General features: G+C 34.2%; 17 protein-coding genes and 1 pseudogene. 8 read left to right on the plus strand and 10 right to left on the minus strand.

Going from position 1 to position 22,560, the window contains the following annotated elements; all coding sequences use genetic code 11:
• From BOW55_RS21065 to BOW55_RS17505, 7 genes and pseudogenes are all read right to left on the minus strand, one after another.
• Window positions 1-387 (minus strand): annotated as a pseudogene (locus tag BOW55_RS21065) (AraC family transcriptional regulator); the annotation flags it as partial.
• Window positions 388-526: 139 nt separating this feature from the next.
• Window positions 527-2,002 carry an FAD-dependent oxidoreductase gene (locus tag BOW55_RS17480; RefSeq protein WP_371414534.1) on the minus strand — a complete coding sequence of 492 codons (1,476 nt, stop codon included), beginning with the start codon at window positions 2,000-2,002 and terminating at the stop codon, window positions 527-529.
• A 231-nt stretch (window positions 2,003-2,233) separates the two neighbouring features.
• Window positions 2,234-3,031 carry an MBL fold metallo-hydrolase gene (locus BOW55_RS17485; RefSeq protein WP_129025355.1) on the minus strand — a complete coding sequence of 266 codons (798 nt, stop codon included), beginning with the start codon at window positions 3,029-3,031 and terminating at the stop codon, window positions 2,234-2,236.
• Between the two features lie 74 nt (window positions 3,032-3,105).
• On the minus strand, window positions 3,106-3,669 hold the full coding sequence (locus tag BOW55_RS17490; RefSeq protein ID WP_129025357.1) for a Crp/Fnr family transcriptional regulator: 564 nt from the start codon (window positions 3,667-3,669) through the stop codon (window positions 3,106-3,108).
• A gap of 34 nt (window positions 3,670-3,703) precedes the next feature.
• Window positions 3,704-4,093, minus strand: a complete 390-nt coding sequence (locus BOW55_RS17495) for a VOC family protein (protein ID WP_129025359.1) — start codon at window positions 4,091-4,093, stop codon at window positions 3,704-3,706.
• A gap of 91 nt (window positions 4,094-4,184) precedes the next feature.
• On the minus strand, window positions 4,185-4,598 hold the full coding sequence (locus tag BOW55_RS17500) for a VOC family protein (RefSeq protein WP_129025361.1): 414 nt from the start codon (window positions 4,596-4,598) through the stop codon (window positions 4,185-4,187).
• Between the two features lie 94 nt (window positions 4,599-4,692).
• On the minus strand, window positions 4,693-6,003 hold the full coding sequence (locus BOW55_RS17505; RefSeq protein ID WP_206733619.1) for a DUF389 domain-containing protein: 1,311 nt from the start codon (window positions 6,001-6,003) through the stop codon (window positions 4,693-4,695).
• 220 nt (window positions 6,004-6,223) lie between these two features.
• On the opposite strand from BOW55_RS17505, the gene BOW55_RS17510 reads away from it, so the two are divergent.
• From BOW55_RS17510 to BOW55_RS17525, 4 genes are all read left to right on the plus strand, one after another.
• Window positions 6,224-6,715, plus strand: a complete 492-nt coding sequence (locus BOW55_RS17510) for a GNAT family N-acetyltransferase (RefSeq protein ID WP_129025363.1) — start codon at window positions 6,224-6,226, stop codon at window positions 6,713-6,715.
• 3 nt (window positions 6,716-6,718) lie between these two features.
• Window positions 6,719-7,204 (plus strand): MarR family winged helix-turn-helix transcriptional regulator, encoded by a 486-nt coding sequence (locus tag BOW55_RS17515; RefSeq protein WP_089055616.1) that lies wholly within the window; start codon window positions 6,719-6,721, stop codon window positions 7,202-7,204.
• Window positions 7,205-7,529: 325 nt separating this feature from the next.
• Complete coding sequence (locus BOW55_RS17520) at window positions 7,530-8,168, plus strand: hypothetical protein (RefSeq protein WP_241686603.1); 639 nt, start codon at window positions 7,530-7,532, stop codon at window positions 8,166-8,168.
• Between the two features lie 103 nt (window positions 8,169-8,271).
• Window positions 8,272-8,718 (plus strand): hypothetical protein, encoded by a 447-nt coding sequence (locus tag BOW55_RS17525; protein WP_129025365.1) that lies wholly within the window; start codon window positions 8,272-8,274, stop codon window positions 8,716-8,718.
• Window positions 8,719-8,820: 102 nt separating this feature from the next.
• Here BOW55_RS17525 and BOW55_RS17530 read toward each other — a convergent pair whose 3' ends face one another.
• Window positions 8,821-10,428, minus strand: a complete 1,608-nt coding sequence (locus tag BOW55_RS17530) for a class I SAM-dependent methyltransferase (protein WP_129025367.1) — start codon at window positions 10,426-10,428, stop codon at window positions 8,821-8,823.
• A 270-nt stretch (window positions 10,429-10,698) separates the two neighbouring features.
• On the opposite strand from BOW55_RS17530, the gene BOW55_RS17535 reads away from it, so the two are divergent.
• A complete protein-coding gene (locus BOW55_RS17535; protein WP_129025369.1) occupies window positions 10,699-13,101 on the plus strand; it encodes an arylsulfatase in 2,403 nt (800 codons plus the stop codon).
• Between the two features lie 128 nt (window positions 13,102-13,229).
• Window positions 13,230-15,605: an arylsulfatase gene (locus BOW55_RS17540; protein ID WP_129025372.1), complete on the plus strand. Its 2,376-nt coding sequence runs from the start codon at window positions 13,230-13,232 to the stop codon at window positions 15,603-15,605.
• Window positions 15,606-15,889: 284 nt separating this feature from the next.
• Here BOW55_RS17540 and BOW55_RS17545 read toward each other — a convergent pair whose 3' ends face one another.
• The gene (locus BOW55_RS17545) at window positions 15,890-17,362 is read right to left on the minus strand and encodes a DUF1254 domain-containing protein (protein ID WP_129025374.1); all 1,473 of its coding nucleotides are present in this window, start codon (window positions 17,360-17,362) and stop codon (window positions 15,890-15,892) included.
• Between the two features lie 230 nt (window positions 17,363-17,592).
• Here BOW55_RS17545 and BOW55_RS17550 point away from each other — a divergent pair, with 230 nt between their 5' ends.
• A complete protein-coding gene (locus tag BOW55_RS17550; RefSeq protein WP_129025376.1) occupies window positions 17,593-19,134 on the plus strand; it encodes a DUF1254 domain-containing protein in 1,542 nt (513 codons plus the stop codon).
• Between the two features lie 34 nt (window positions 19,135-19,168).
• On the plus strand, window positions 19,169-19,978 hold the full coding sequence (locus BOW55_RS17555) for a hypothetical protein (protein ID WP_129025378.1): 810 nt from the start codon (window positions 19,169-19,171) through the stop codon (window positions 19,976-19,978).
• Window positions 19,979-20,126: 148 nt separating this feature from the next.
• Here BOW55_RS17555 and BOW55_RS17560 read toward each other — a convergent pair whose 3' ends face one another.
• Window positions 20,127-22,301, minus strand: a complete 2,175-nt coding sequence (locus BOW55_RS17560) for a TonB-dependent receptor (RefSeq protein ID WP_129025380.1) — start codon at window positions 22,299-22,301, stop codon at window positions 20,127-20,129.
• Between the last annotated feature and the right edge of the window lie 259 nt (window positions 22,302-22,560).

The following is a 22,560-nucleotide window of genomic DNA, read 5'->3' on the forward strand; positions in this document are numbered from 1 at the left end:
TTTACGATCCAAGTACTCCAAATTTTTACGATACTCAACATAGGGATATAAAATTCCTATTACAGCAACTATTGCAAAAGAAGGTATTACATGTTTTATCCAATATGTCTTTTCTGTTGAAGTGTTTGTTTTTAAATATAAAAAAAGAAAGGGACCGATAAGAACGCATGCCGAAAGACCAATCTGAATGAATATATTTGATAAGTTTGGATTGAAATAAAAAAAAACTGATTTAACAATTCTAATACTTAGAACTAATAGGAGCAGAGATAGAAAGTAGTTTGTATTGTTTTTTTTTGCATTTATTGCAAAATACAATGAAAGCACCAAGCCGTTAAAAGCCCCTAATGCACTAAAGAAAAAAAGCAACTGATTTGATTCTGTCATTGTTTATCTAAATAGCTGTTTATTTAATACAACACCAATTCTTAAAAATGGAGTGCTATTTATTGAGCTAATATAAGTAATATCTTTACTATAATTTACTTCTGAATTCAAATTAATACTATTCTTTTGTAGATTTTCCTTAGTTTATGTCTTTCTTCTTTAAACATCTGCCTCTTGGTTCATCTCCGCTATGGAGCACAATTTCAGAATGCAGGAATTCTGCAGCTTCTGCTGAATCTTTTACCTTGACTGCACTTCGTTTTAGCATTTCTGATTCATAATCTGTCAGCACACTTTGTCTGATGCCTTTTTTTCTCCATTGCGACAAAGGTTTACATCCTTTCAGTATTTTGCGAGCGAGCGAGAGTGCGTCTAAAATAGCTTGATTTGCTCCTTGTCCTTTAAACGGACTCATTGGGTGAGCGGCGTCTCCAATCAAGGTTGCATATGCTGCTTTTTCAAGCAATTCTGGTTTTAGCAATTCTCGGTCGTAAACAGGATAACCAGAAATTTGAGCTTCTAAAGTGGCGCCTACAATCTGAGGAACGGGATTGTGCCACTGCGTTCTGCGAAGGGCTTCTTCTTTAAGAGCTTTTGGTCCTAAAGCACTTAATGCCTTGGCTTCATTTTCAGACATCGGAAAACTAAGCTGCCACATGACTGAATCTGCTGTATAGGGCATAACGTAAATGCGTTCATTTCCATTGGCGGTTTGAAATACTGTTGCTGAGTCTAATAAAGGGCTTTCAAGATTTTCAAGAGCACTTAAAGGACAAATCCCTAATATTACAATACAGTCTAGATAACGCAGGGGAGTGCTGTTATCGCCAATTAAGAGTCTGCGTACAGAACTTCGAATACCATCTGCGCCAACGACAAGATCGGCTTTTGTTTCTATTGTATTTCCGTTTACCTGAAAACTTAGGCTTACACCTTCATTAGATTCTTTTAGATCTATTAATTGATGTCCCCATTGTATTTTATCTTGCCCGCCTAATTGCTCCAGCATTGCTAAACGCAGCGCTTGTCTGGCGATATGTATATTATTACGTTTTGGAGAAATTTTTTCGTGTGATTGTATCCATTTTCTAATTCCCCATTCTCCAATTACTTTACCATCGGTATTATGTACAATGTGTCTGGTCGAAACGACTCCTTCTTTTAAGGTAAAAATTCCTAGTCCCTCTATCGCTTTACTGGCTTGCTGTAAAGTAAGTCCGTAGCCTTGAGATCGGGCATCAAAATTATAATCTCGTTCATAAAGTGTAAAAGGGATTCCGCGGTGTAAACAAGCTGTCGCAAGAGCAACACCACCTATGCCGCCCCCAATAATGGCAACATGAGGATAGTTTTCAGTATCTGGTGTTGGGTGGTTTACAGAAGGAATTAAGCCTGAACCTGAACATTTTGCACAAGGATGCTGCGGAGCTTTGGGACGAGCGGGAGCGGTTCCTTCTTTATTTGTTTTTTCAAACTGATCTAAAGCTGCTTGGTAGCGCAGTCGTACCTTTTTGCCAAGTCTTTTGGTTATTTTGCCGCGTCCTTGACATTCCTGGCAGACAGCCCAGTTTGTTTTCTCGTTTTCAACGTTATTCACTTCTTCTTTGTTTTTCAACTTGCTGCCTAAATAAGTTAAGATTTATTCTATTTCTATAAATAGACATTCATTTTTTTAATCAAGAATGGTTTGCGTTATTGAGAATAACAATAACAATTTCAAGATTTATAGTTGTTGATTTTTTATTGTGCGAAGATAAGAAATATTCTTACTTTGATGTGGCGATCAGTTTTTCAAAACCTTCAAAGTCATTTGATATTGAAGGTTTTGTTGTTTTTCTTTATTTTATTAAGCCAACTCGCTTTCAACTCCGCTTGTAAGCCATAGAAATTTTTCGTTAAATTCAGATTTTTCGATTTCGTTTTTTAAGGATTTTACCGATTGTTTAAAGTGCCACCATCCTTCATAATGTATTGGAATTACAATATTTGGATTTAAAAGCTGGGTTGTTTTTAAAGCTTCTTCACCATTCATAGTTACTCGCAAGTTCTTTTTTAAATATGGAAATGCGCCTGCACCTAAGTGTAAAATGGCAATGTCTACTTTTTTCTTTTTTTCTAATTGTACTAAACCATCAAAAAATACTGTATCTCCAGAAATATAGATGCAGCCGTTTGTTTGTTCTGCCCATTCTATCGTAAAACCTAAAACTTTGCCCATGATTTTGTCTAATCTTTTAATGTTTGTATGCTGCGCAGGTATGGCAGTTATTTTCAGCTGTTTTACTTTTGGAGTTTCTACGTGATATTCTTCCCAGTTATCAAGACCAATTGTATTGTTGTTTTTTAGACGTCTAACGGCATCTTTTGTAGAAAGAACAACTGGAACGGTTTTGATGAAAATTCTACCTTGATGGTCTAGATTGTCTTTGTGATGATCGTGACTTAACAGCACTAAATCGACTTTGCCAATTTGTTCTATTGATAACGTTGGATCAATATATTTTTTTGAAAAGGCTAGGGGACTGCTGACATACTTAGGAAAAAAGACGTCTTTTTTGTCTAACGTCGGGTCTGTTAGAATTTTGAAACCATTAATGTTTATTAAAACACAGGCTGTGTCAATATGCGTAATTGTAACTTTCATTTTGTATTAAATTTTAGTTTTTAAAATAGTAATACAAAGCTCTGTTTATTAAAAGTTTTAAGAATTGACTTTGGTCAAGTAATGCGTTTTCTAATTCGGCTTAAGGTTTCTGGAACTACGCCTATATAAGACGCAAGATATTTTAATGGAATTTGTTGAATGTATTTTGGCTGTTCAAGAAGCAATTTGCTGTAACGTTCTTGTGGTGATTTCGTCAACAGATCTAATTCTCTTTTTACTTTTTTGTCTAATAAATACTCTGTTGCGATGCGACCTAGTTTTTTGGCTGTTTCACATTTTTTATAAAGCTTTTGTAAATTCTCGTATGAGATGGAGTGCAGTTGACAATCAGTTAAGGTTTGAATGTAAATTTTAGTTTTTGTTCTATTGTAAAAGGAATCGTATGCACAATAGAATGAATCCTTAAAGGCAAAATCAAATGTAATTTCCTTTTCGTTTGCAATCACATAATAGCGAACAATTCCTGTGTCTATAAATGATAAATAGTTCTCCAATTGCCCATCGGCTAAAATCAATTCGTTTGCTGAAAATTCACGAGTTTTTATACAATTTAAAAATTCGGACAAATCACTTTCTGAAAAGCCAAGTTTGGTAAAATATGCTATTAATGATGTCATTATAATTGGTTACACTATGTAATGTTTGTTATTTTTACATTCCAGGCCAGTACAAAACATTAAATTTATGTCCGTCCAAATCAGAAAAACCAAAAGTGTAGCCTAAATCATAGTTTGAGGGTTCAAGAAAAATTTTACCACCAGCTTTCCTGACTGTTTCTGCCCATTGATCGACTTCTTCTTTGCTTTTTGCTGAGAGCGAAAATAAAATTTCATTTCCTTTAGATAAATCGGCTATTTCAGGCATGAATTTTTCAAGCTGCTCTTTTAAATAGAAATGTATAATAAATTTGTTGTCTCCAACAAAAAAGCTGGTTATTTCTTTTGAACGTCCATTTGATTTAAATCCCAGATCAGAATAGAATTTAGTGGTTCGTTCGAGGTTTTTTACTGCTAAATTAGCCCATATTTGTTTCGTTTCCATAAGCTTAACTTTAAGAATGTAAAATTAAGCTTTTATTGATTTTATTTAGTTGAATAACAGTTAAAAAACAGATATAGACGTAAAATATTCTTTAATAAATAGGTTCCCAAAGCTCAATCTTGTTACCTTCTATATCCATAATGTGTACAAACTTTCCGTAGCTGTAGGTTTCAATTTCGTCAAGAATTGTTACGCCATTTTCTTTGAGCTTTTCTACAAATGCTTCAATATTTTGAACACGATAATTAATCATAAAATCTTTTTTGGATGGTGAAAAATATTCATCTCCTTTTTTAAAAGGACACCATTGTGTTGATTCTATTTGTTCAGGTTTATCAATATTTCTTGATTCAAAACCTGCAGAGCCCCATTCGTTGATTTCAAAGCCTAAATTTTTAGCGTACCAGTTTTTGGTTTCCTGAGGATTATCTAAAAAAAAGAAAACACCGCCAATTCCGGTAACTTTTGGTGTAGTATTATCTGATTGCTCTTTTGATGTTTCCATAGTATTTTTGGGTTTATAAGTACTAAAGTATGAACTTTTATCTTTTTGAATCTAATAAAATTAAAAAAAAGGAGGTCAAAAAATAAGATTGTCATCACTGCTTCTTAAAGATTTCTACATCCTTAACAGCAAGTCTAACGCTAAGCCAATCTTTAAATTTCTTTTGATCAGTTTCATTAAAAGTTCCCTTGCCATCATAGATTACAGCAGTAATGGCATAGGTGCTGTCTCTTTCGGTAACGAAATTTGTTTTTGTGACAGATAAAGAAGAAATAGTAGGAAATAAAGTTTTAGTCTCCTTTAAGATTTGTTCATTATCAAACTTATTCTTAGCAAGTTCCTTTTCGAGATGCAAAAGCTTTAAATCTTTCGCATCCATTTCGTTTTCACTGCTTTTAATTTTATTCAGAAGATCATTTTTCAAAGGATCCTGTTTATCATCGCTCTCTTGTCTGATAAGAAGTTCAGTTCCCTTTAAATATTTATTTCTGTTCAGTTTTGTTTTGAGTTCCTTTATTTCTTGTGCATCAAATTTTTTAGAAAGAAATGCCAATTCAATTTTTTTCTTCTGCGGATTAAACTCCGTTTTCTTATACACGACAGTATATCCCTTACTGCTAAATTCATCATCAAGAAAAAGATCTACATTTTTTTTAAACTGCTGTTCTACATATAATGAAAAGGCAAGGTAACTGCTAGGTATTAACATACTCGTAGTAACCACAACTATTATAAGTTTTACCCTTTTTTGCTGTTTTTCATCAATTTGTTTTACCGGCGGATAATTCAAGTATTTTATGATCAAAAAAGTAGCAATACCAATAAAAACGCAGTTTATGATATACAAATAAAATGCTCCTAGAAAAAATGTCCACTGCCCGGTTGCCAGTCCATAACCTGCAGTACACAAAGGAGGCATTAATGCTGTTGCGATTGCAACTCCCGGAACAGGATTTCCTTTTTCGGTTCGTGTAATTGCAATAACTCCCACAATACCTCCAAAAAAGGCAATAAGAATATCATAAATATTAGGAGAAGTTCGTGCTAACAATTCAGATTGAACATCTTTGAAAGGACTTAAGTAAAAATAAAGTGTTGAAACGGCTAAACTTACAAAGGTTGCATTTAGAAGATTTCGTAATGATTTTTTTAAAAGTGCAAAATCATAAATGCCCAATGCAAATCCAGCTCCAACAATAGGTCCCATTAATGGAGATATAAGCATGGCACCAATAATTACTGCGGTCGAATTTACATTTAACCCAACCGAAGCGACCATAATTGCACACGCCAAGATCCATAAATTTGCTCCTTTAAATTCAATGTCCTTTTTTACCTGTTCAAGAGTTAAAGCTCTGTCGTTTTCACCTTCACGTAAATTTAAAATATCTATAATCTGCTTCATATTTTCCCTGAGATTTAATTGAACCTAAAGTCACTTTAGTTACTAATTTAAAACAATTTAAGGGATAAAGCACTAGAAAAGGTGTTATTTATTCCCGATTCTCTTTTTAATGTTTAACAGCAAAGACATTAAAAACAATCTCAAATAAATCATAAAATTTCGTATTTATTTTTATTTATGTATTTAACTACGTAGTTTTGTATTATAAAATTTATACTATATGAAACTTGTTATTAAACCTGTCGATAATCAATATTCGAACGACATTGTAGATTTGATATTAAACATTCAGCAAAATGAGTTTAATGTTGCAATTACAATTGAAGATCAGCCTGATTTGCTAAACATAACTAATTTTTATCATGCAGGAGGCGGAAACTTTTGGGGGTGTTTTATTAATGATGAACTTGTAGGAACCATTGCTTTAATTAAGTTTGAATCGAATACAGGAGCCATTAGAAAAATGTTTGTTAAGAAAGAATTTAGAGGAAAAGAATTTTCAATTGCTCAAAAATTATTAGAAACTTTAATTGAATATTGTCAACAGAATAAAATTGATGATCTATATTTAGGAACAGTTTCGATATTAGAAGCGGCATTACGTTTTTATGAAAAGAATAATTTTGTACGAATTGAGAAAGGAGAGCTTCCAAAAACATTTCCATTAATGGCTCCAGACAATGTGTTCTGCCATTTAAACTTAAAGAAATAAAAGATGAATATTATAGACGAATCAGGAATTTTGGCGCTTTCAACACGATTGCAGCGATTAAGCGAACAATTGCGTAAAGACGGCGCATTGTTTTATAAAGCTTATGGAATTGATTTTGAGCCAAAATGGTTTCCAGTAATTTATACTTTGTATCATAAAGGTGTATTGAGTGTAGTGGAAGTGGCCAATGAAATTGGTTACACACATCCATCAACCATAAGTTTGCTTAAAGAACTGGAGAAACAAAAACTGATTCGCTCTAAAAAAGATAAAATTGACGAGCGTAAAAGGCTCATTCAGCTTACGTCAAAAGGGCAGGAGCTGATAGAACAGATGAAACCTGTTTGGGAGATTATGAAAAATGTACTTACAGAAATTACCGATAATCAGAACAATTTATTTAAGGCGATCAATGAAGCCGAAAATAAGATATTACATCAAAGCTTTCTTCAAAGAGCATTGCAGTTAAAAAGTGAAGAAGAAAAGTAATAAAAAAGCGATCTAAAAAAGATCGCTTTTTTGTTTCAAGCACTCAACTTGATAAACGATAATTTAAGAATGATAAAGCCAACATGCTCCAAAAACTACTTCATTTGAATTTACTGCATCCTTAAAATGTTATCTATTAAATGTACGATAAAAATTACATATTGGTTTTATATTCAATCATAAAATTTTGTAAAATTTTTAAGGCAATTTTGATTTTCGAAAAAAGTTAAGAAGTAATGAAAACAATTACGAGTTGATTTTTATAGATTTGTATAATCTGAATATTTTCAAGAGATCAATTGGAAAACAATTACAAAATCTAATAATGATAAAATCGGTTACTTCAATATATTTATTTTTAATGTTAGTATGCGCAAATGCTTACTCTCAATTGAGTTCAGATAAGATATTTGAAAGTTTTAAACAGGGCGAACGTACTAATTGTTCCTCAATTGCATTTATTAAAGCATCTTTAAATGTTTACGGATTAGATAATCTTTTTGTCAGCGAAAAGATAAACGACAGTTTGTATAAAATAACTTTAAAGAATAATGCATCATTCAATTTGAATCGTGATGAAATAAATAAAGCTAAAATTTCTGCTGGCTTTGTATATATAAAAGACAATTGCGAAAGTGAAAAAATTACAGATTATGCCATACTTACATATGCAGTAATGGCAAAGTATAAACAAATCATCGACAAAGACGCTGTATTTGATAAAGCATTAGAAGATTTGGAAGACGGGACCATTTATACTCCAACCATTTATAAGTATTTAGGATTTACGGTTGGTAAACAAATACAAAAATTAAAGCGGCAATCAGGAAGCGAATTCTGCGGAGTTGTTGCATGGTCAAAAGCACATGCCGTTTTTGTTTGCGAAGAATTTATGGACTATTATGGCACTAGAAAAAGCATTTGGATAAAATATCCAGGACGTTTTAGAATAATCAAAACGTAGAAGTTATGAAATTCTAGACATAAAAAAGAAATTATTAAGTTGTAATTTAAGTTAATTTATATATTTTTGTTTTTAAGAACAACACCCAAATCCTATTATTAAAATGAAGAGTAAGATTATTTTACTAAGTTTCCTTTTCTTCTTGACAACTGGCGCTGTATCAGCTCAGGCAAAAAACGCTCCAAGAAGTATTATCAGTACAACAGCTATCATTCGTAAATACCACGATCAAAAAGAATTGAGCGGTATGCAAAAAGGTGAACTTTTAGAATTGTACATTGAGCGTATTAAAGTATTAGTAAAAACACTTCCTTATATCGCTTTGGTAACTAAACCAGGTGTTACAATGGCTGACTTAGGTATTCCAGACGATGGAGATCATAAAAAAATTCTTGATGGTCAAGCAGTAGGAACTACAAACTTCTTAGACACTACAGTAGAGTTTCAAAGAAAAATGATGCCTTATTCAGATAAAGGAAATCTTGTTGCTGCAATCTTGTTTTACGAAAGCACATTAAAATCATTACACGAATTCAATGATTTGAACTAAATGTAATTAATAAAAATATAAAAGCTCCAAAGTCATTTGATTTTGGAGCTTTTTTGTATAAAGAATTTTGTTAATCGTAATTTGCGTTTAAAACGAATCTTTTTAATTCCCTTTCAATAAATTGATACTTACCGTGGCTATATCTGCTTCTGGAAATCGCTTAAAAGTAGATTGATCAGGAAACAATCCGGCTTCTGCTGCGATAGCATTAAAAACATCAATTTCAACAATATATTGATCCGAAAATCCATGCGTAGCATCATAAGCTGTGGCAGGAGTTTTTCCTAAATTGGCTGCTGCAAGTTCTGGATTTATAGTATGTAATTCAATTAAAAGCAAACCAAACTTGCGAACGTACGGAGACCATTTTTGTAAATGCTCTAAGAGATTATCTTCTACAAGATTGTTGCTGATTCTTTTTCCTCTATAAGCAAATGCTCCAGTAGAAGAGCTGACTCTGTCTTTTTTGATATATTCAGGATCTTTCCATATTCTATTGTGATCCAGAAAAGTTCTTACATTAAGTAAATCCTTTAAGTCAATATTGTAATTCTCCCTCAAATCATCCGAGAGCAAATCAGGACGTCCAATATCTCCCCAAATCACTTTTGCCCAAATATCGGCCTTTATTAGATTAGCTCTGGTAACTTTCAAAGCAGCTTGATTATAATCGGCTCCAACCAAAAACAACGGATAATCATCCAGCATTTTTCCTCGTAAAGTTTGTCTTTCAATTACTTCAAAAATATGCTGTAAAAATGCACCATTGCCGCAGCCCATATCCAAAATTCCTTTTGGCTGTTCTTCAATTGGCAGATTAAAAAGCTTAATAATAATTTCATCTACAACTTTAAAATAAGTATCATGAGCACCGCCGCTTCCCCAAACATTCATAACACGATCAACATGAATTTCATTTTCACCATCAGCTGCCATTCGTAGAACGTCGGGATTGCCAAAAATTAATTCTTCAATTTTAGCAAATGTTGGCAGGTAAGAAACTGTAACACCATACGCACTGGCTCTTTTGGCAAAAAATAAACCCTCTTCGGTAAATTGATAATTACCGTTTTTTTCTAAAAACCATCCAAGATGGACAAAAAAGTCAAGTATCTTTTTGAAATTTTCAGGCGATTTATGAAATTCTTCTGGTTTGAAAGAAGTTTCCATGAAATACTTATGAAACATCCCGTTCATTGCCAAACGAACTATTGTAGGACCTATCAAATGTCCTTCAATATGCTTTAAAATCTGATTCTGAATGCTGTTTGTCAAGAGATCATCAGATTGTTTTATGCCGTATTTTGTTTTATATTTTTCAAAAATTGTGTTCAGTTTTTCAAACGGAACATCTTCAAACAGACGTGGATGAAATTGAACAGACAACTGCAGTAAATCAACAACATCTTGATAGAGATAAAACATTGAAAAGGCAATTTCTGTTTTTTCGTTTACCGAAATGGTAATTTCTTGCTTATGATTATCGACAGCATAATTAAGAAACCCCTGAGAAGCCAAAATTCTCAAACCTACATTCAGATAACCTTCATTTGTTTTAAAAACTGCTGTAAGTTCTGATAATTGTACCTGTTTTTTGTTTAAGATAAATTCTAAAACGGCATTATTTTTAAGGGCTATAGCTGCTGGAGCAACAGCCAAACCATCTAGATGTCTAAAAATAGAACTACGAAGCTGAGATTTATCGGTCATAATAAAAGAATGAAAGTTTACTAAAAATAGTGATTTTTTTTTAAACTTAAGAATGGTATTTCTATAAATAATTGCCGCTTCAATGTTTAATGAAAAAGGTAAAGCAGTAGTTTTTTGCAGGATAAATATGAGAATAACATTAATTTGTTTTTATTTCAAAGGTTTATATAAAATGGTTTCATTTTATAATTTGAAACTTAATTAATTGTTTTATAGGTGTTTATGAATTTTGTCTGTTGTAAATTTATTCGTTCTTAAAACTTTTAAACTATGAAAAAAATCCTCCTCAGTTTTAGTTTTGCATTGCTGCTCCTCGCAGCTTGTAAAAAAGAAAATACAGCAAATAGCGAAACCAGTTTAACAGCATCAAATGACGGATTAGACAGAACGGTACTTCCAATCAAAGAACCCGACGCTCCAGAATATGATGAACTTGATGCACGAAATGCGAAACCTCCAAAAGCATTTAAAGTCGAAGCACCTAAAAATGCGCCAAATGTTTTGGTTATTTTAATTGATGATATGGGGTTTGGAATGCCAAGTGTTTTTGGCGGTCCTGTTCATATGCCAACTGCTGAAAAGCTTGCTTCGGAAGGGTTACGTTATAATCGTTTTCATACGACAGGATTATGTTCTCCAAGCCGAATTGCGCTGCTGACCGGGCGAAATCATCATTCTAACAATATGGGCACGATTGCCGAAACAGCAACCGCTTTTCCGGGTAATACAGGTTTGCGCCCGCAAAACATTACACCCCTTGCAGAAATATTAAAACTTAATGGTTACAATACCGCTCAATTTGGTAAATGCCATGAAACGGCGCCTTGGGAAATAAGTGAATCAGGACCTTTTGACCGTTGGCCGACAGGAGCAGGGTTTGAAAAATTTTATGGATTTATGGGAGCCGAAACCAATCAGTGGTATCCCGGACTTTTTGACGGAACTACTCGTATTGATCCTCCAAATGATCCAAACTACCATCTTATGCCGGATTTAGCAAATCATGCCATCGATTGGATGAAGGCTCAAAAAGCGCTAACGCCTGATAAACCTTTCTTTGTGTATTTTGCACCGGGCGCAACCCATACACCTCATCATGTTCCGAAAGAGTGGATCGAAAAATATAAGGGAAAATTTGATATGGGCTGGGACAAAATGAGAGAACTTACTCTTGAAAGGCAGAAAAAACTAGGTGTTGTTCCTCAAAACACAAAACTAGCAGCTAAACATCCAGATATTAGAGATTGGAATAAACTTTCGGACATGGAAAAGAAAGTCTATTCTAGACAAATGCAAATTTATGCTGCATTTGGTGAATATGCAGATTATTATATTGGTAAAGTGTATGAATCGCTGGAAGAAATGGGAATCGCAGATAATACCATTGTATATTACATTTTAGGAGATAATGGCGACAGTCCCGAAGGTGGTTTAGGCGGCGGCAGTGAGCTTGCATTTTTAAATGGAGCTCCTACAACTGTGCAAGAATATTATAATGATTTAGATAAACAGGGAAGTCCATATAGTGTACCTCATTATTCAGCAGCTTGGGCTGTTGCAGGTGATGCCCCTTTTGCATGGACAAAAGAGATTGCGGCCAATTTTGGAGGTACACGAAACGGAATGATTGTACGCTGGCCAAAAGGCATTAAAGAAAAAGGCGGTCTGCGAAGTCAATTTACACATATGATAGATATTGCGCCAACTATTTTGGAGGCAAGCGGTCTTCCGGAGCCAAAAACGGTAAATGGTATTACAGAACATCCTATAGAAGGAGTGAGTATGGTATATTCCTTTAACGATGCAAAAGCTAAAGAAAAACACACTACACAATATTTTGAATTAACTGGTTCAAGAGCGATTTATCACGACGGCTGGGTGGCTGGAGCACTTCATAAGGTGCCTTGGAGATATGACAAACCAGTTGCATTAAATCAGGATAAGTGGGAGCTTTATAACACAATAGATGATTTTAGCGAATCGACAGATCTTGCCGCAAAATATCCCGAAAAGCTAAAAGAACTTCAAGACTTGTTTATGTCTGAAGCAAAAAAATATCATGTGCTTCCTATAGACGATAGGTCTTTTGAAAGACTAAATGCTAAACTTGCAGGAAGACCTGATCTTATGGCTGGACGAACTTCATTAACGCTTTACAATGGTACACCGGGAATGGTTGAAAATGCTTTTATTAATGTAAAAAACACCTCTTTTACAATCACAGCAAATTTAGATAAATCTAATAATTCCAATGGTGTGATTATTTGTCAAGGTGGAAGATTTGGCGGATGGTCCTTGTATATGAAAGGGGGTAAGCCAATATTTCATTACAACTGGCTTGGTAAAGAAAGATTTACAGTTGCCTCAAAAGAAGCAGTTTCCTCAGGAAACGCTGTCATAAAACTTAAATTTGATTACAGCGGCGACGGCATGGGAAAAAGCGCTATAGCTTCAATTTATATAAATGACAAACAAGTTGCTCAAGGAAATATAAGTAAGACACATGCGGTGATTTTCTGTACAGATGAAACCGCAGATGTTGGTCGTGACGATGCAACTCCTGTTTCAGAAGATTACAAAGCTTGGGACAATAAATTTACAGGACAGCTGAAAAAAGTGACTATTGATTTACAGCAAAAAAATAAAACAGTAGCTTATAATTCTCGTAAATAGTTTTGAGATCGTCCTTTTGTATAATACAATAGTTTTTTAAAATGATGTTGCATATTATAACTTGCAACATCATTTTAAAATTTTGTTAGACAGCTAATTGTAAATTAGTGTTAACAAAATTGTAAACTATGAAAACACTTATCAGCCGAAATCTACTTTTGGTATTTGCAGCAGTTTTTTTATTCAGTTGTAATCAATCAAAGCAAAACGATGCAGTAACAGAAAAGTCAGAATCTGATGGATTAGATCGAACAAGTTTGCCAATTCCTGAGCCTCCGTTTGGAGGTAAAATAGGAGAAACTTATAAAGATTCAAAAGAAGAATGGCCAAAACTGGTGACACCTCCACAAGGTGCACCAAATATTGTTATTATCTTATTAGATGATGTTGGATTTGGGCAAGTAAGTACTTTTGGAGGTCCAGTTCCTACACCTGAACTAGACAAACTAGCAGCAAATGGTTTGAAATATAATCGTTTTCATACTACCGCAATTTGCGGGCCTTCAAGAGCCGCTTTGTTAACTGGACGAAATCATCATAACGCAGGATCGGGCTTTTTGGCAGAATGGGCAACAGGATACCCTAGTTACAATTGTATGATTCCGAAAACGACATCGACTTCTGGACGAATATTAAAAGGAAATGGATACAATACCAGTTGGTTTGGAAAAAACCATAATACTCCAGATTGGGAAAGCAGTGTAGTTGGACCGTTTGACCGCTGGCCTACAGGTTTGGGATTTGATTATTTTTATGGATTTATAAGTGGTGAAACGCATCAATATTATCCAGTACTTTTTGAAAATACAAAAGCCGTTGAGCCAGATAAAACTCCTGAGCAAGGTTATCACTTTATGACTGATATGACTGATAGAGCCATCAATTGGATGGAATACAGTAAGTCTGTTGCGCCTCAAAAACCTTTTATGATGTATTTTGCTCCCGGAGCTGCACACGCTCCGCATCATGCACCTAAGGAATGGCGTGAAAAGTTTAAAGGTAAATTTGATAAAGGCTGGGATGTTGTAAGACAAGAAACATATGAGCGTCAGTTAAAAATGGGAATTATTCCGCCGGGAACAAAACTAACTGAAAGACCAGACTGGGTTACGCCTTGGGATAAACTTTCTGCAGATCAGAAAAAGCTTTTTGCACGTTTAATGGAAAACTATGCAGGATATCTTTCATTTGCCGATCATGAAACTGGTCGACTTTTAGAAGCTATCAGTAAACTTCCTGATGCCGATAATACGTTAATATTTTACATTGTTGGAGATAATGGTGCCAGTTCTGAAGGTGGAATGGAAGGCACTATTAATGAAGTAAAAGCCTTAAGCGGTATTGCAACGCCTTTGGCAGATAACTTAAAACACCTAGATGAAATTGGTAATCCAAATACTGAACCTCATTATCCTGTAGGTTGGGCTTGGGCAGGAAATGCTCCTTTTCAATGGGTGAAACAAGTTGCGTCTCATTTTGGCGGAAGCCGAAATCCTATGGTAGTAAGCTGGCCTAAAGTTATTAAGGACAAAGGCGGTATGCGCAGTCAGTTTGTACATTTAATTGATGTATTACCAACCATTTTAGACGCATCGCATTTACCTGCTCCAAAATCGGTTGATGGTGTAGAACAGAAGCCTATGGATGGTGTTTCTTTCCTTTCGACATTTGCAGATAAAAATGCAAAACCTGTTAGAACAAGACAGTATTTTGAAATTTTCAGCAATAGAGCTATTTATGATAATGGATGGGTTGCTGCTGCTCAGCATACTTTTCCGTGGAGACAGGATTTTGCGCCTGGAAATTGGGATAATGACAAATGGGAGCTGTACAATATTGATGAAGATTATAGCGAATCTACAGATTTAGCTAAAAAATATCCAGAGAAATTAGAAGAATTAAAAGCGATTTTTAAAGAAGAAGCGAAAAAGAACAATGTGTATCCTTTGGACGATCGAGGTACAGGAAGATTAATTTCTCCAAAACCAACGCCGTCAGATCCAAAACGCAAACATTTTACTTTTTATGCTGGCGCAACAAGATTGGCAGAAACAGCTTCTCCAAATACTAAAAATAAATCGCACAGTATTACTGCCGTAATTGAAGTGCCTACAAAAGCAAGTAACGGAATTATTGTTGCATCAGGAGGAAGTTCTGCAGGATTTGCATTGTATGTACAAAACGGAAAATTAGTTTATCATTATAATTATTTCGATGAGTCGCGCTATGTAATTACTTCAAAAGAGGCAATACCGCTAGGAAAAAGTACAGTACGATTTGATTTTGCCTATGATGGCGGCGGTACAGGAAAAGGCGGTACAGGCAAACTTTATATCAATAATAAATTAGTAGGTGAAGGACGAATTGATAAAACTGTTGCAGCACGATTTGGTATTGACACTTTTGGTATTGGTGAAGATTCTGGTTCTCCAGTTACTACTTCCTATCAAGTGCCCTTTAAGTTCACTGGAAAAATTGATAAAGTAGATATTGATTTAAGATAATATATTGTCGTTTGACTCATGTTGAATTGTAGACAAAGATAATAGATCAATAAACGAAACACTTGCAATGACTTTTTTGCAGGTGTTTTTTATTTATAAGTATTTTGATCTGATTAGAAATGGACTTCTTAAAAAAAAGTTGATTTCTCTTTGAGTGCTACATTTTATTAACCTGAGCAAAAGTTTTTAAATCACAAGAATAATATGCCTCTGGTTGAAAATTAATAATAAAAGGCAGATACTAATTTAGTATCTGCCTTTTTTAATATAAAAAACGAACCTTTTTAATACTTTTCTACAACTGGCGGAGTCCAGCTTTCATCTATAATTGCTTTTTCTCCCCAGTAAGCTCTAATATATAATGAAAAATCTCCTTTAGGTGCAGGTATCCAGTTACTTTCTTTATCGGCACCAGGATTTTTATTTCCAACATATAATGTCAGTGAACCATCAGCATCTTTTTTAAGACCTTTGTTTTTTGTGCCAAGAGAATAGCGTTTTAAATCATTCGCAAAAAAGAAATGTTCTGCATTATATAAAGTCATTGACCAAAAACCTTTTACAGGAGGAAGTACTTTAAAAGTTACTTTATAATTGCTGCTGCCGTTTAATTTCTCGCCTTTAGTTGTATCGTCTGTGTAGAAATATTGTGTCTCAGTAGGTCTGTTATCAAATATATTACTTCTTCCAGAACTTGTACGATTGGTGTAATCAAATCCCCAAACAGCATTGTGAAAAGATCTGTTCCATCCATTACCTGCAGGTTTTCCGTTGTATTTCCATTTTAGATAATCTTTTATAAGAGTTTCATTTAAGGTAACAGCCTCCTGAACTATTATTTTTTTTATTGCAGGATCTTTTGCAGCTGTTGCAAGTAAAGCTTTAAACTGTGCATATAGAGCTTCTTCTCCTTTTAAAGGCGGTACTTTTTCTAAAATTTCAGGTAAAAGATCAAAGAATTTTTCAGGAACTACCCATTTAATTTCACCTCCGCCAGTATCACCTGTTGGAATATTAGGAACTTTATTCCATTCTTTAGTTTTCATTTTTCCATCAAATTCAGTAAGCGGATACGCTACAATTTGATTGATAACAGGTTGTAAGGCGGCTCTATCTTGTGGAGTATCATCTAAGAATACTCTCGGAATTGCATTTCCTAATTCTGTTTCAAATTTAATAACTCCAGCTATTCCATCAGGAACTTTTCCTTTCCAGTTAGGTCCATGAAGCAAATAGAATCCGGGTTTAGTATTGTACATTTTTCCCATATGACCCGTTTGTTCAGTTCTAGCATTATATAGTGCATAAACCCAAAAACGATCGCCAAAATCAGGAACTTGTATGACTACAGGAGTTTTATCGAGTTCAAAATAACCATAACCGTATGCAACATCTTGGTTTGGACAGGCTACACTGTTTTGCTGAGGCGCTATGTAATCTGACAACATACAGATTTGCCCTAAAGGCGCCCCGGGAAGTACGCCATTAAGTCTACCGGGCTCGGTTAACGGACGAAAAGCATTACGTCTATTAAATATATTAGCAAGCGGATAACCCCAAATATAGGCTGCACGTGCAATAGTTCGTACATATTCAGGATGAAGTAAAACATCTGATCCTGGCACTTTAATCGAATCAGAACTTAATGTATCAACGCCTTTTTCTGCTGTTACATTTTCAGGATTTACTGTTGATTTTTTTTTGCAGCTCACAAAAATTATAGAGAGCATGCAAATGGATAATAGCATTTTTTTCATCTTGACTTTATTTTAGGATTACACATTTTTAATAAAGGGAAATTGTTATAAGCTTTGGTAAAGTTTGACTTAACGATTATCAAATTTAAAGAATGATTGCTTTTAAGACTCAAATTTCATGTTGCAAATTAGAACTTGCAACATGTTTACTTAGATGTGCTTTATAGTTATTACTAATTTAGTATGAGTTATATAAGAGAATTTTTTTTGAATTAAAACCAATTGTAATTATGAAAAAATCATTTGCAGCTCTTACACTTTTAATATTGCTTTTTACAGCTTGTAAAGAGTCTTCAGGTAATAATACCGACACTAGCAATTCATCTGATAAAGCAACAGATGGAGAGATTGTTGGAGGTTATCCAACAGCCGAATCTTCTGAAAAGCTAAATGATGATTTGTATTTTCAAAGAGCTACACAAGTTTATTTATGGGCATTGCCAGCTGTAAATATGTATGCGATGAAAGAAGGTTTAGGCAAAATATCTGGTGAAGGATATAATGTAATTTCTGTTTTTGAAAAAAGACTGAAACCAAAAACCGTAATTACAACACCAAATTCTGATGTAATTTATGCTTTAGGATTTGCTGATCTTAGTAAAACAGGACCTTTGGTTTTAGAAGTTCCTCCAATGCTTCAGGGAATATTAGATGATTATTGGCACAGACCGCTTGCAGGTCCTGCAAAACCAGATGGAACTACTTACTTAGGTGATATTGGTCTTCCTGGACCTGATAAAGGAAAAGGAGGGAAGTATTTAGTAATTCCATCAGATTATAAAGGTACGGTTGACGAAAAAAACTATTTCGTTTTCAGATGTAAAACAAATGGACTTTTTATTTTTCAGCGTGGTTTCTTTAAATCTGTAGATGATTTATCGCCGGGAGTAAAATCTGTTGAAGGAATAAAAATCTATCCTCTCAACGGAGAAAGAAAACCGATGAATTTTAAACACGTTTCTGATATTGCTTCAAATGCCTTATTTGCGCACGATTTCAGTTATTATGAAATGCTGGACAGATTTATACAAAGTGATAAAGTCGACGATATAGATCCTTATATGCACGGTATGCTCGAAGCTATCGGAATCAAAAAAGGAGAAGCATTTAAACCTACAGAGAAACAAAAAGAATTGTTAGGCAAAGCGGCACAAACGGCATGGAAAATGGCTAAAAACGTTGCAGGAAATTATGATAAAGAAAAAGATGCACTTTGGTGGGCTGACAGAAAATGGATTGCTCACGCTAAAACCAAACAAGATGATTTCATGCGTACTTTGCTGGATGAAGAGTACCGTAATAGAATAACAAAACATACAGATGTAAACGCTAAAATACAAATGTATATTAACCACTATTCTATTAGTACAGGAATGATGTCTTCTATTCCTGGTTTAGGAGCGAAATATGGGAATGCTTATAAAGATAAAGATGGTAATTTTTTGATGGGAGAGAATACGTATAAAATTACTTTCCCTGCAAATCCGCCAGCAGGTTTATTCTGGTCGTTAACTTTGTATGATGCAGAAACGGCTTCAGGAGTTGATGCAAAAGATCAAATTTATCCATCATTAAACTCTATGAACAAACTTATTTACAACGCAGATAAATCAGTAACTTTTATTGTTGGGCCTGACAAGCCGTCTGGTGAAGCAAACTGGTTAAAAACAGTTCCGGGTAAAGGATGGTTTGCTTTATTTCGTTTCTATGGACCAAAACAAGAGTTTTTTGATCGAAAATACAAACCGGGCGATTTTGAAAAAGTAAAATAAAGGAGCCTTTTTCTAATAAGTAAACACAAATACTATGAATTTTAAATATAGTGTTTTAAGTATTTTATTTTTCTGTTTTTGTCTTCCCATTTTCAGCCAATCTAATGAAAGCGAGAAAACCTCAATAGAAGAAATGAGCAAAAAAAGACAAGATCCCGTAAGTGGTCTGCGCAGTGTTTTTCTGCAGGAAGTTTTATTGCCTGTAGCAGATGGTACCGCAAGTTCCTTTTCGATACAACCCGTTTATCCTTTTAAATTGGCAAGTAATTTAAAGTTGATAACCTATACGATTATTCCATTTCAAACTGTACCACCGCTTTTTGACGGTGGTACACATGAAGGAGGAATGGGGAATATTTTGTTTAACGGATATTTTTCGAGCATTCAAAAAAAAGGAAAGTTCAGCTGGGGTATTGGGCCTGCTATGCAAATTCCTACCAGAACAAATCCAGCATTAGGAAGTAATCGTTTAAGTTTAGGACCATCGGCTTTATTGTATATGGCGGGAGATAAATTTTCAGGAGGCATTGTTTTACAAAACTATTGGTCTCTTGGCGGTGATGATATAAATAAAGTTAATTCAGGAAGTATTCAGTACATTGCTTATTACAATTTTCCAAAAGGATGGTTTGTTGAAAGTAATGCAACTATCGTAGTAAACTGGCTGGCATCAAACGGAAATCAATGGTTGGTTCCCATTGGAGGAGGCCCTGGAAAAACATTCCAAATAGGTACAAAAAGCAAACTGTTTTACTCTGCTGCAGCTCAAGCCTTTTATAATGTAGAGCGTCCAGATTTAATTGGAAATTGGCAGGCGATACTTCAGTTTCAGGTTATTTTTTAATTCAAACAGTATTTAGACTTCTAAGGGACAACGTTTTAATTGTTCCTTAAAATTTAGAGCCTTCAAAATTATTTGATTTTGAAGGCTCTTTTGTATTTAGAAAAATCTGCTGTAAATCTTTTATAGCGGATTATTGCTAACTTTAGTATTAAAATGCCTGCGTAAAACTAACCGTCAAACGAGTACCATTTTCTTTGACATAATTCATATTGCTTGACTGCCATTGAGAGATAACAGAATAATAATCTTTGTTGAACAGGTTTTCGATACCTAAACGAATAGTACTTTTTTCTCTGAAAGTATAGCTTGAAGAAAGATTAAAAGCCGTGAACGATTTTATAGGCCCTGTTCCATAAGTATAAGCGCCGTTTACAGGTTCAAAACGATCTCTTCCTGGCGTATTTATCATTTGTAAATAGATTGACCAAGCTTCTAAAGGTCTGATAACGGTAAAGGCAGTAATTTTTGGCGGATTTATACGATCACCTCCTAAATATACTTTTTTGTCTGTAAGCTCTCTTTTTCCTTCAGTAAAAGAATAATTAGCGCCAATATCAACTTTAGAGTGAAGACGATATTTTGCCGATAGTTCAAAACCATAAATTTTCTCAGGCGAGCGCGAAATCTGCGGATTACCATCAATGTATACATATGAAGCTCCCAATTTTGAAGTACTGTAATACACCGCAGCTTCATAAGAAAGTTTAGCCCAAGCTCCAGAGAAACCAAATTCGTAATTGTTTGCCGTAACTGCTTTTATCGAAGTATTGTTTACTGTATTTTCTTTGGCAGCACGCAATACTAAACCTAAATCAGCAACACTAAAACTTTGAGAAAAACTTACAAAAGGTTTAAACAATGACCATTTTGTATAACGAAGTCCCGCATTAAACATAAGCGCATTAAAATCCAGTTCTCTGCCATTTACAGCAATTCCGCCGCCTACGTAAGTACCGTTTACATAATTACGAATACCTATAGTAGTATAATCTGGCACATCAATATTTACATTTTCAAGTCTTAAACCCGTTTTTAAAACCAAATTTGGTCCAAACATATTTTTAAGCTGGAAGTAAGGAGCTATGTTATTCATCTTCATTTCAGGAATTACCAATCGGCCATCAGTAAGATGAGTATCAGTTATATCCGATAGAATATCTAAACCATAAGTTAAATTACCTGATATAAGAGTACTGAATTCATAAGGTGTATTTAAATTTAAACGAAAACCAAGTTTTTTACTTTGAGTTGCAGGTTGTCCGTTGTTTTCAAAAAAATCACTGTAGTTAATTAACGTAAGATAATCTTGAAAATAAAGAGAAGCATTAACATCTGTTTTTCCAATGAAGTTTTTTCCAATATAACTTAAACTAGCATTATGGTTATACGGCGTTCCTTCAGGTTCTCCCGGACGCTGTCCTTTTATACCAATTGTTGGCGAATCAAAATTGCCATAAACACCAGCTTTAGCAACGTAATCTGTATGCTGTGTACTTTCGAAGTAATTGTACATTAACTCTAAACGATTATTGTCATTAAAATCATAGCCGACTTTTGCAAAAGCATTCCAATTTTTAAGATCATTCATTCCGTATTCAGGAGAAAGAACACGCCCTTTAGCATCACGATAAAGACCAGTTTCTTCATAACGTCCGCTTACCACATAATCGAACTTTTTTATTTTTCCAGTAAACAACTGTGATACAAAGAAACCAGCAGTTTCAGCAGGTTTAACTAGAGAAAAAGCTGTTCCAGCCTCTGTAGATCCACTTATTGCTTTGTCTGGATTTGATTTTTTAGTAATATAATTTATCAAACCGCCATCGGCACCATTACCATAAATAGCAGTTGCGCCTTTAATAACTTCTACACGATCTAGAACAGTAGGATCTAGTGAGCGCATATCTTTGGCACCATCTCTCAACGGTGTTGATTGCGGAATTCCATCAATCATAACCAAAACACGTCTACCACGTAATGTCTGACCCAAATTTTGAGTTCTATTAGTCGAAAATCCCAAACCCGGCACTGTTGCACCTAATATGTCACTAAGATTGGAGCTTATGCTTAATTGCTGTTGAATTTGTTTTTTTGATAATAATGTTACCGATGAGGGAACCTCATCTAGAATTTCAGCCTTTCTAGAGGCAGAAACGACAATTTCTTGTAATTCGTTATCCGCTTTCGATTTATCGTTTAAGATAGTATCTTGACTTTTTGTGGTTTTGTCTTTTTCGTTGTTTGTATTTGTTTTAGAAATTTGTTGTGCAGAGAGTGTACTTATCGAAAAGAACACTAGTAGTAGAGTAGAAAATTTTATCATTATTTATTTAGACTTAATTAAAACAAGTGCAAATATATGAAATGTAATAAAATATAAGGCTTACTATCAGTACTGTTTCTCTGAAAATTAGTGTGATTGACAGAAAAACTTTTAAAAACTACTTATTAAACAGATCCAGTTTTATTGGTGTATGGACTGTTTTTATTTTTTCTAAAACTTACCTTCTTTTCTAAGTGTTTTATTTAAGATATTTTCTAAGTTGAGGTTTTAATGTTAATATGTTAGTAAATAATGATTT

This window comes from Flavobacterium sp. YO12 (assembly GCF_004119495.1).
In the GTDB taxonomy this organism is placed as follows: domain Bacteria; phylum Bacteroidota; class Bacteroidia; order Flavobacteriales; family Flavobacteriaceae; genus Flavobacterium.

What these genes read in the sequence shown, in the direction of transcription:
- BOW55_RS17485 (WP_129025355.1), bottom strand. Translation starts at nt 3,031, where the DNA reads ATGAAAGTTACAATTACGCATATTGACACAGCCTGTGTTTTAATAAAC.
- BOW55_RS17490 (WP_129025357.1), bottom strand. Translation starts at nt 3,669, where the DNA reads ATGACATCATTAATAGCATATTTTACCAAACTTGGCTTTTCAGAAAGT.
- BOW55_RS17495 (WP_129025359.1), bottom strand. Translation starts at nt 4,093, where the DNA reads ATGGAAACGAAACAAATATGGGCTAATTTAGCAGTAAAAAACCTCGAA.
- BOW55_RS17500 (WP_129025361.1), bottom strand. Translation starts at nt 4,598, where the DNA reads ATGGAAACATCAAAAGAGCAATCAGATAATACTACACCAAAAGTTACC.
- BOW55_RS17505 (WP_206733619.1), bottom strand. Translation starts at nt 6,003, where the DNA reads ATGAAGCAGATTATAGATATTTTAAATTTACGTGAAGGTGAAAACGAC.
- BOW55_RS17510 (WP_129025363.1), top strand. Translation starts at nt 6,224, where the DNA reads ATGAAACTTGTTATTAAACCTGTCGATAATCAATATTCGAACGACATT.
- BOW55_RS17515 (WP_089055616.1), top strand. Translation starts at nt 6,719, where the DNA reads ATGAATATTATAGACGAATCAGGAATTTTGGCGCTTTCAACACGATTG.
- BOW55_RS17520 (WP_241686603.1), top strand. Translation starts at nt 7,530, where the DNA reads ATGATAAAATCGGTTACTTCAATATATTTATTTTTAATGTTAGTATGC.
- BOW55_RS17525 (WP_129025365.1), top strand. Translation starts at nt 8,272, where the DNA reads ATGAAGAGTAAGATTATTTTACTAAGTTTCCTTTTCTTCTTGACAACT.
- BOW55_RS17530 (WP_129025367.1), bottom strand. Translation starts at nt 10,428, where the DNA reads ATGACCGATAAATCTCAGCTTCGTAGTTCTATTTTTAGACATCTAGAT.
- BOW55_RS17535 (WP_129025369.1), top strand. Translation starts at nt 10,699, where the DNA reads ATGAAAAAAATCCTCCTCAGTTTTAGTTTTGCATTGCTGCTCCTCGCA.
- BOW55_RS17540 (WP_129025372.1), top strand. Translation starts at nt 13,230, where the DNA reads ATGAAAACACTTATCAGCCGAAATCTACTTTTGGTATTTGCAGCAGTT.
- BOW55_RS17545 (WP_129025374.1), bottom strand. Translation starts at nt 17,362, where the DNA reads ATGAAAAAAATGCTATTATCCATTTGCATGCTCTCTATAATTTTTGTG.
- BOW55_RS17550 (WP_129025376.1), top strand. Translation starts at nt 17,593, where the DNA reads ATGAAAAAATCATTTGCAGCTCTTACACTTTTAATATTGCTTTTTACA.
- BOW55_RS17555 (WP_129025378.1), top strand. Translation starts at nt 19,169, where the DNA reads ATGAATTTTAAATATAGTGTTTTAAGTATTTTATTTTTCTGTTTTTGT.
- BOW55_RS17560 (WP_129025380.1), bottom strand. Translation starts at nt 22,301, where the DNA reads ATGATAAAATTTTCTACTCTACTACTAGTGTTCTTTTCGATAAGTACA.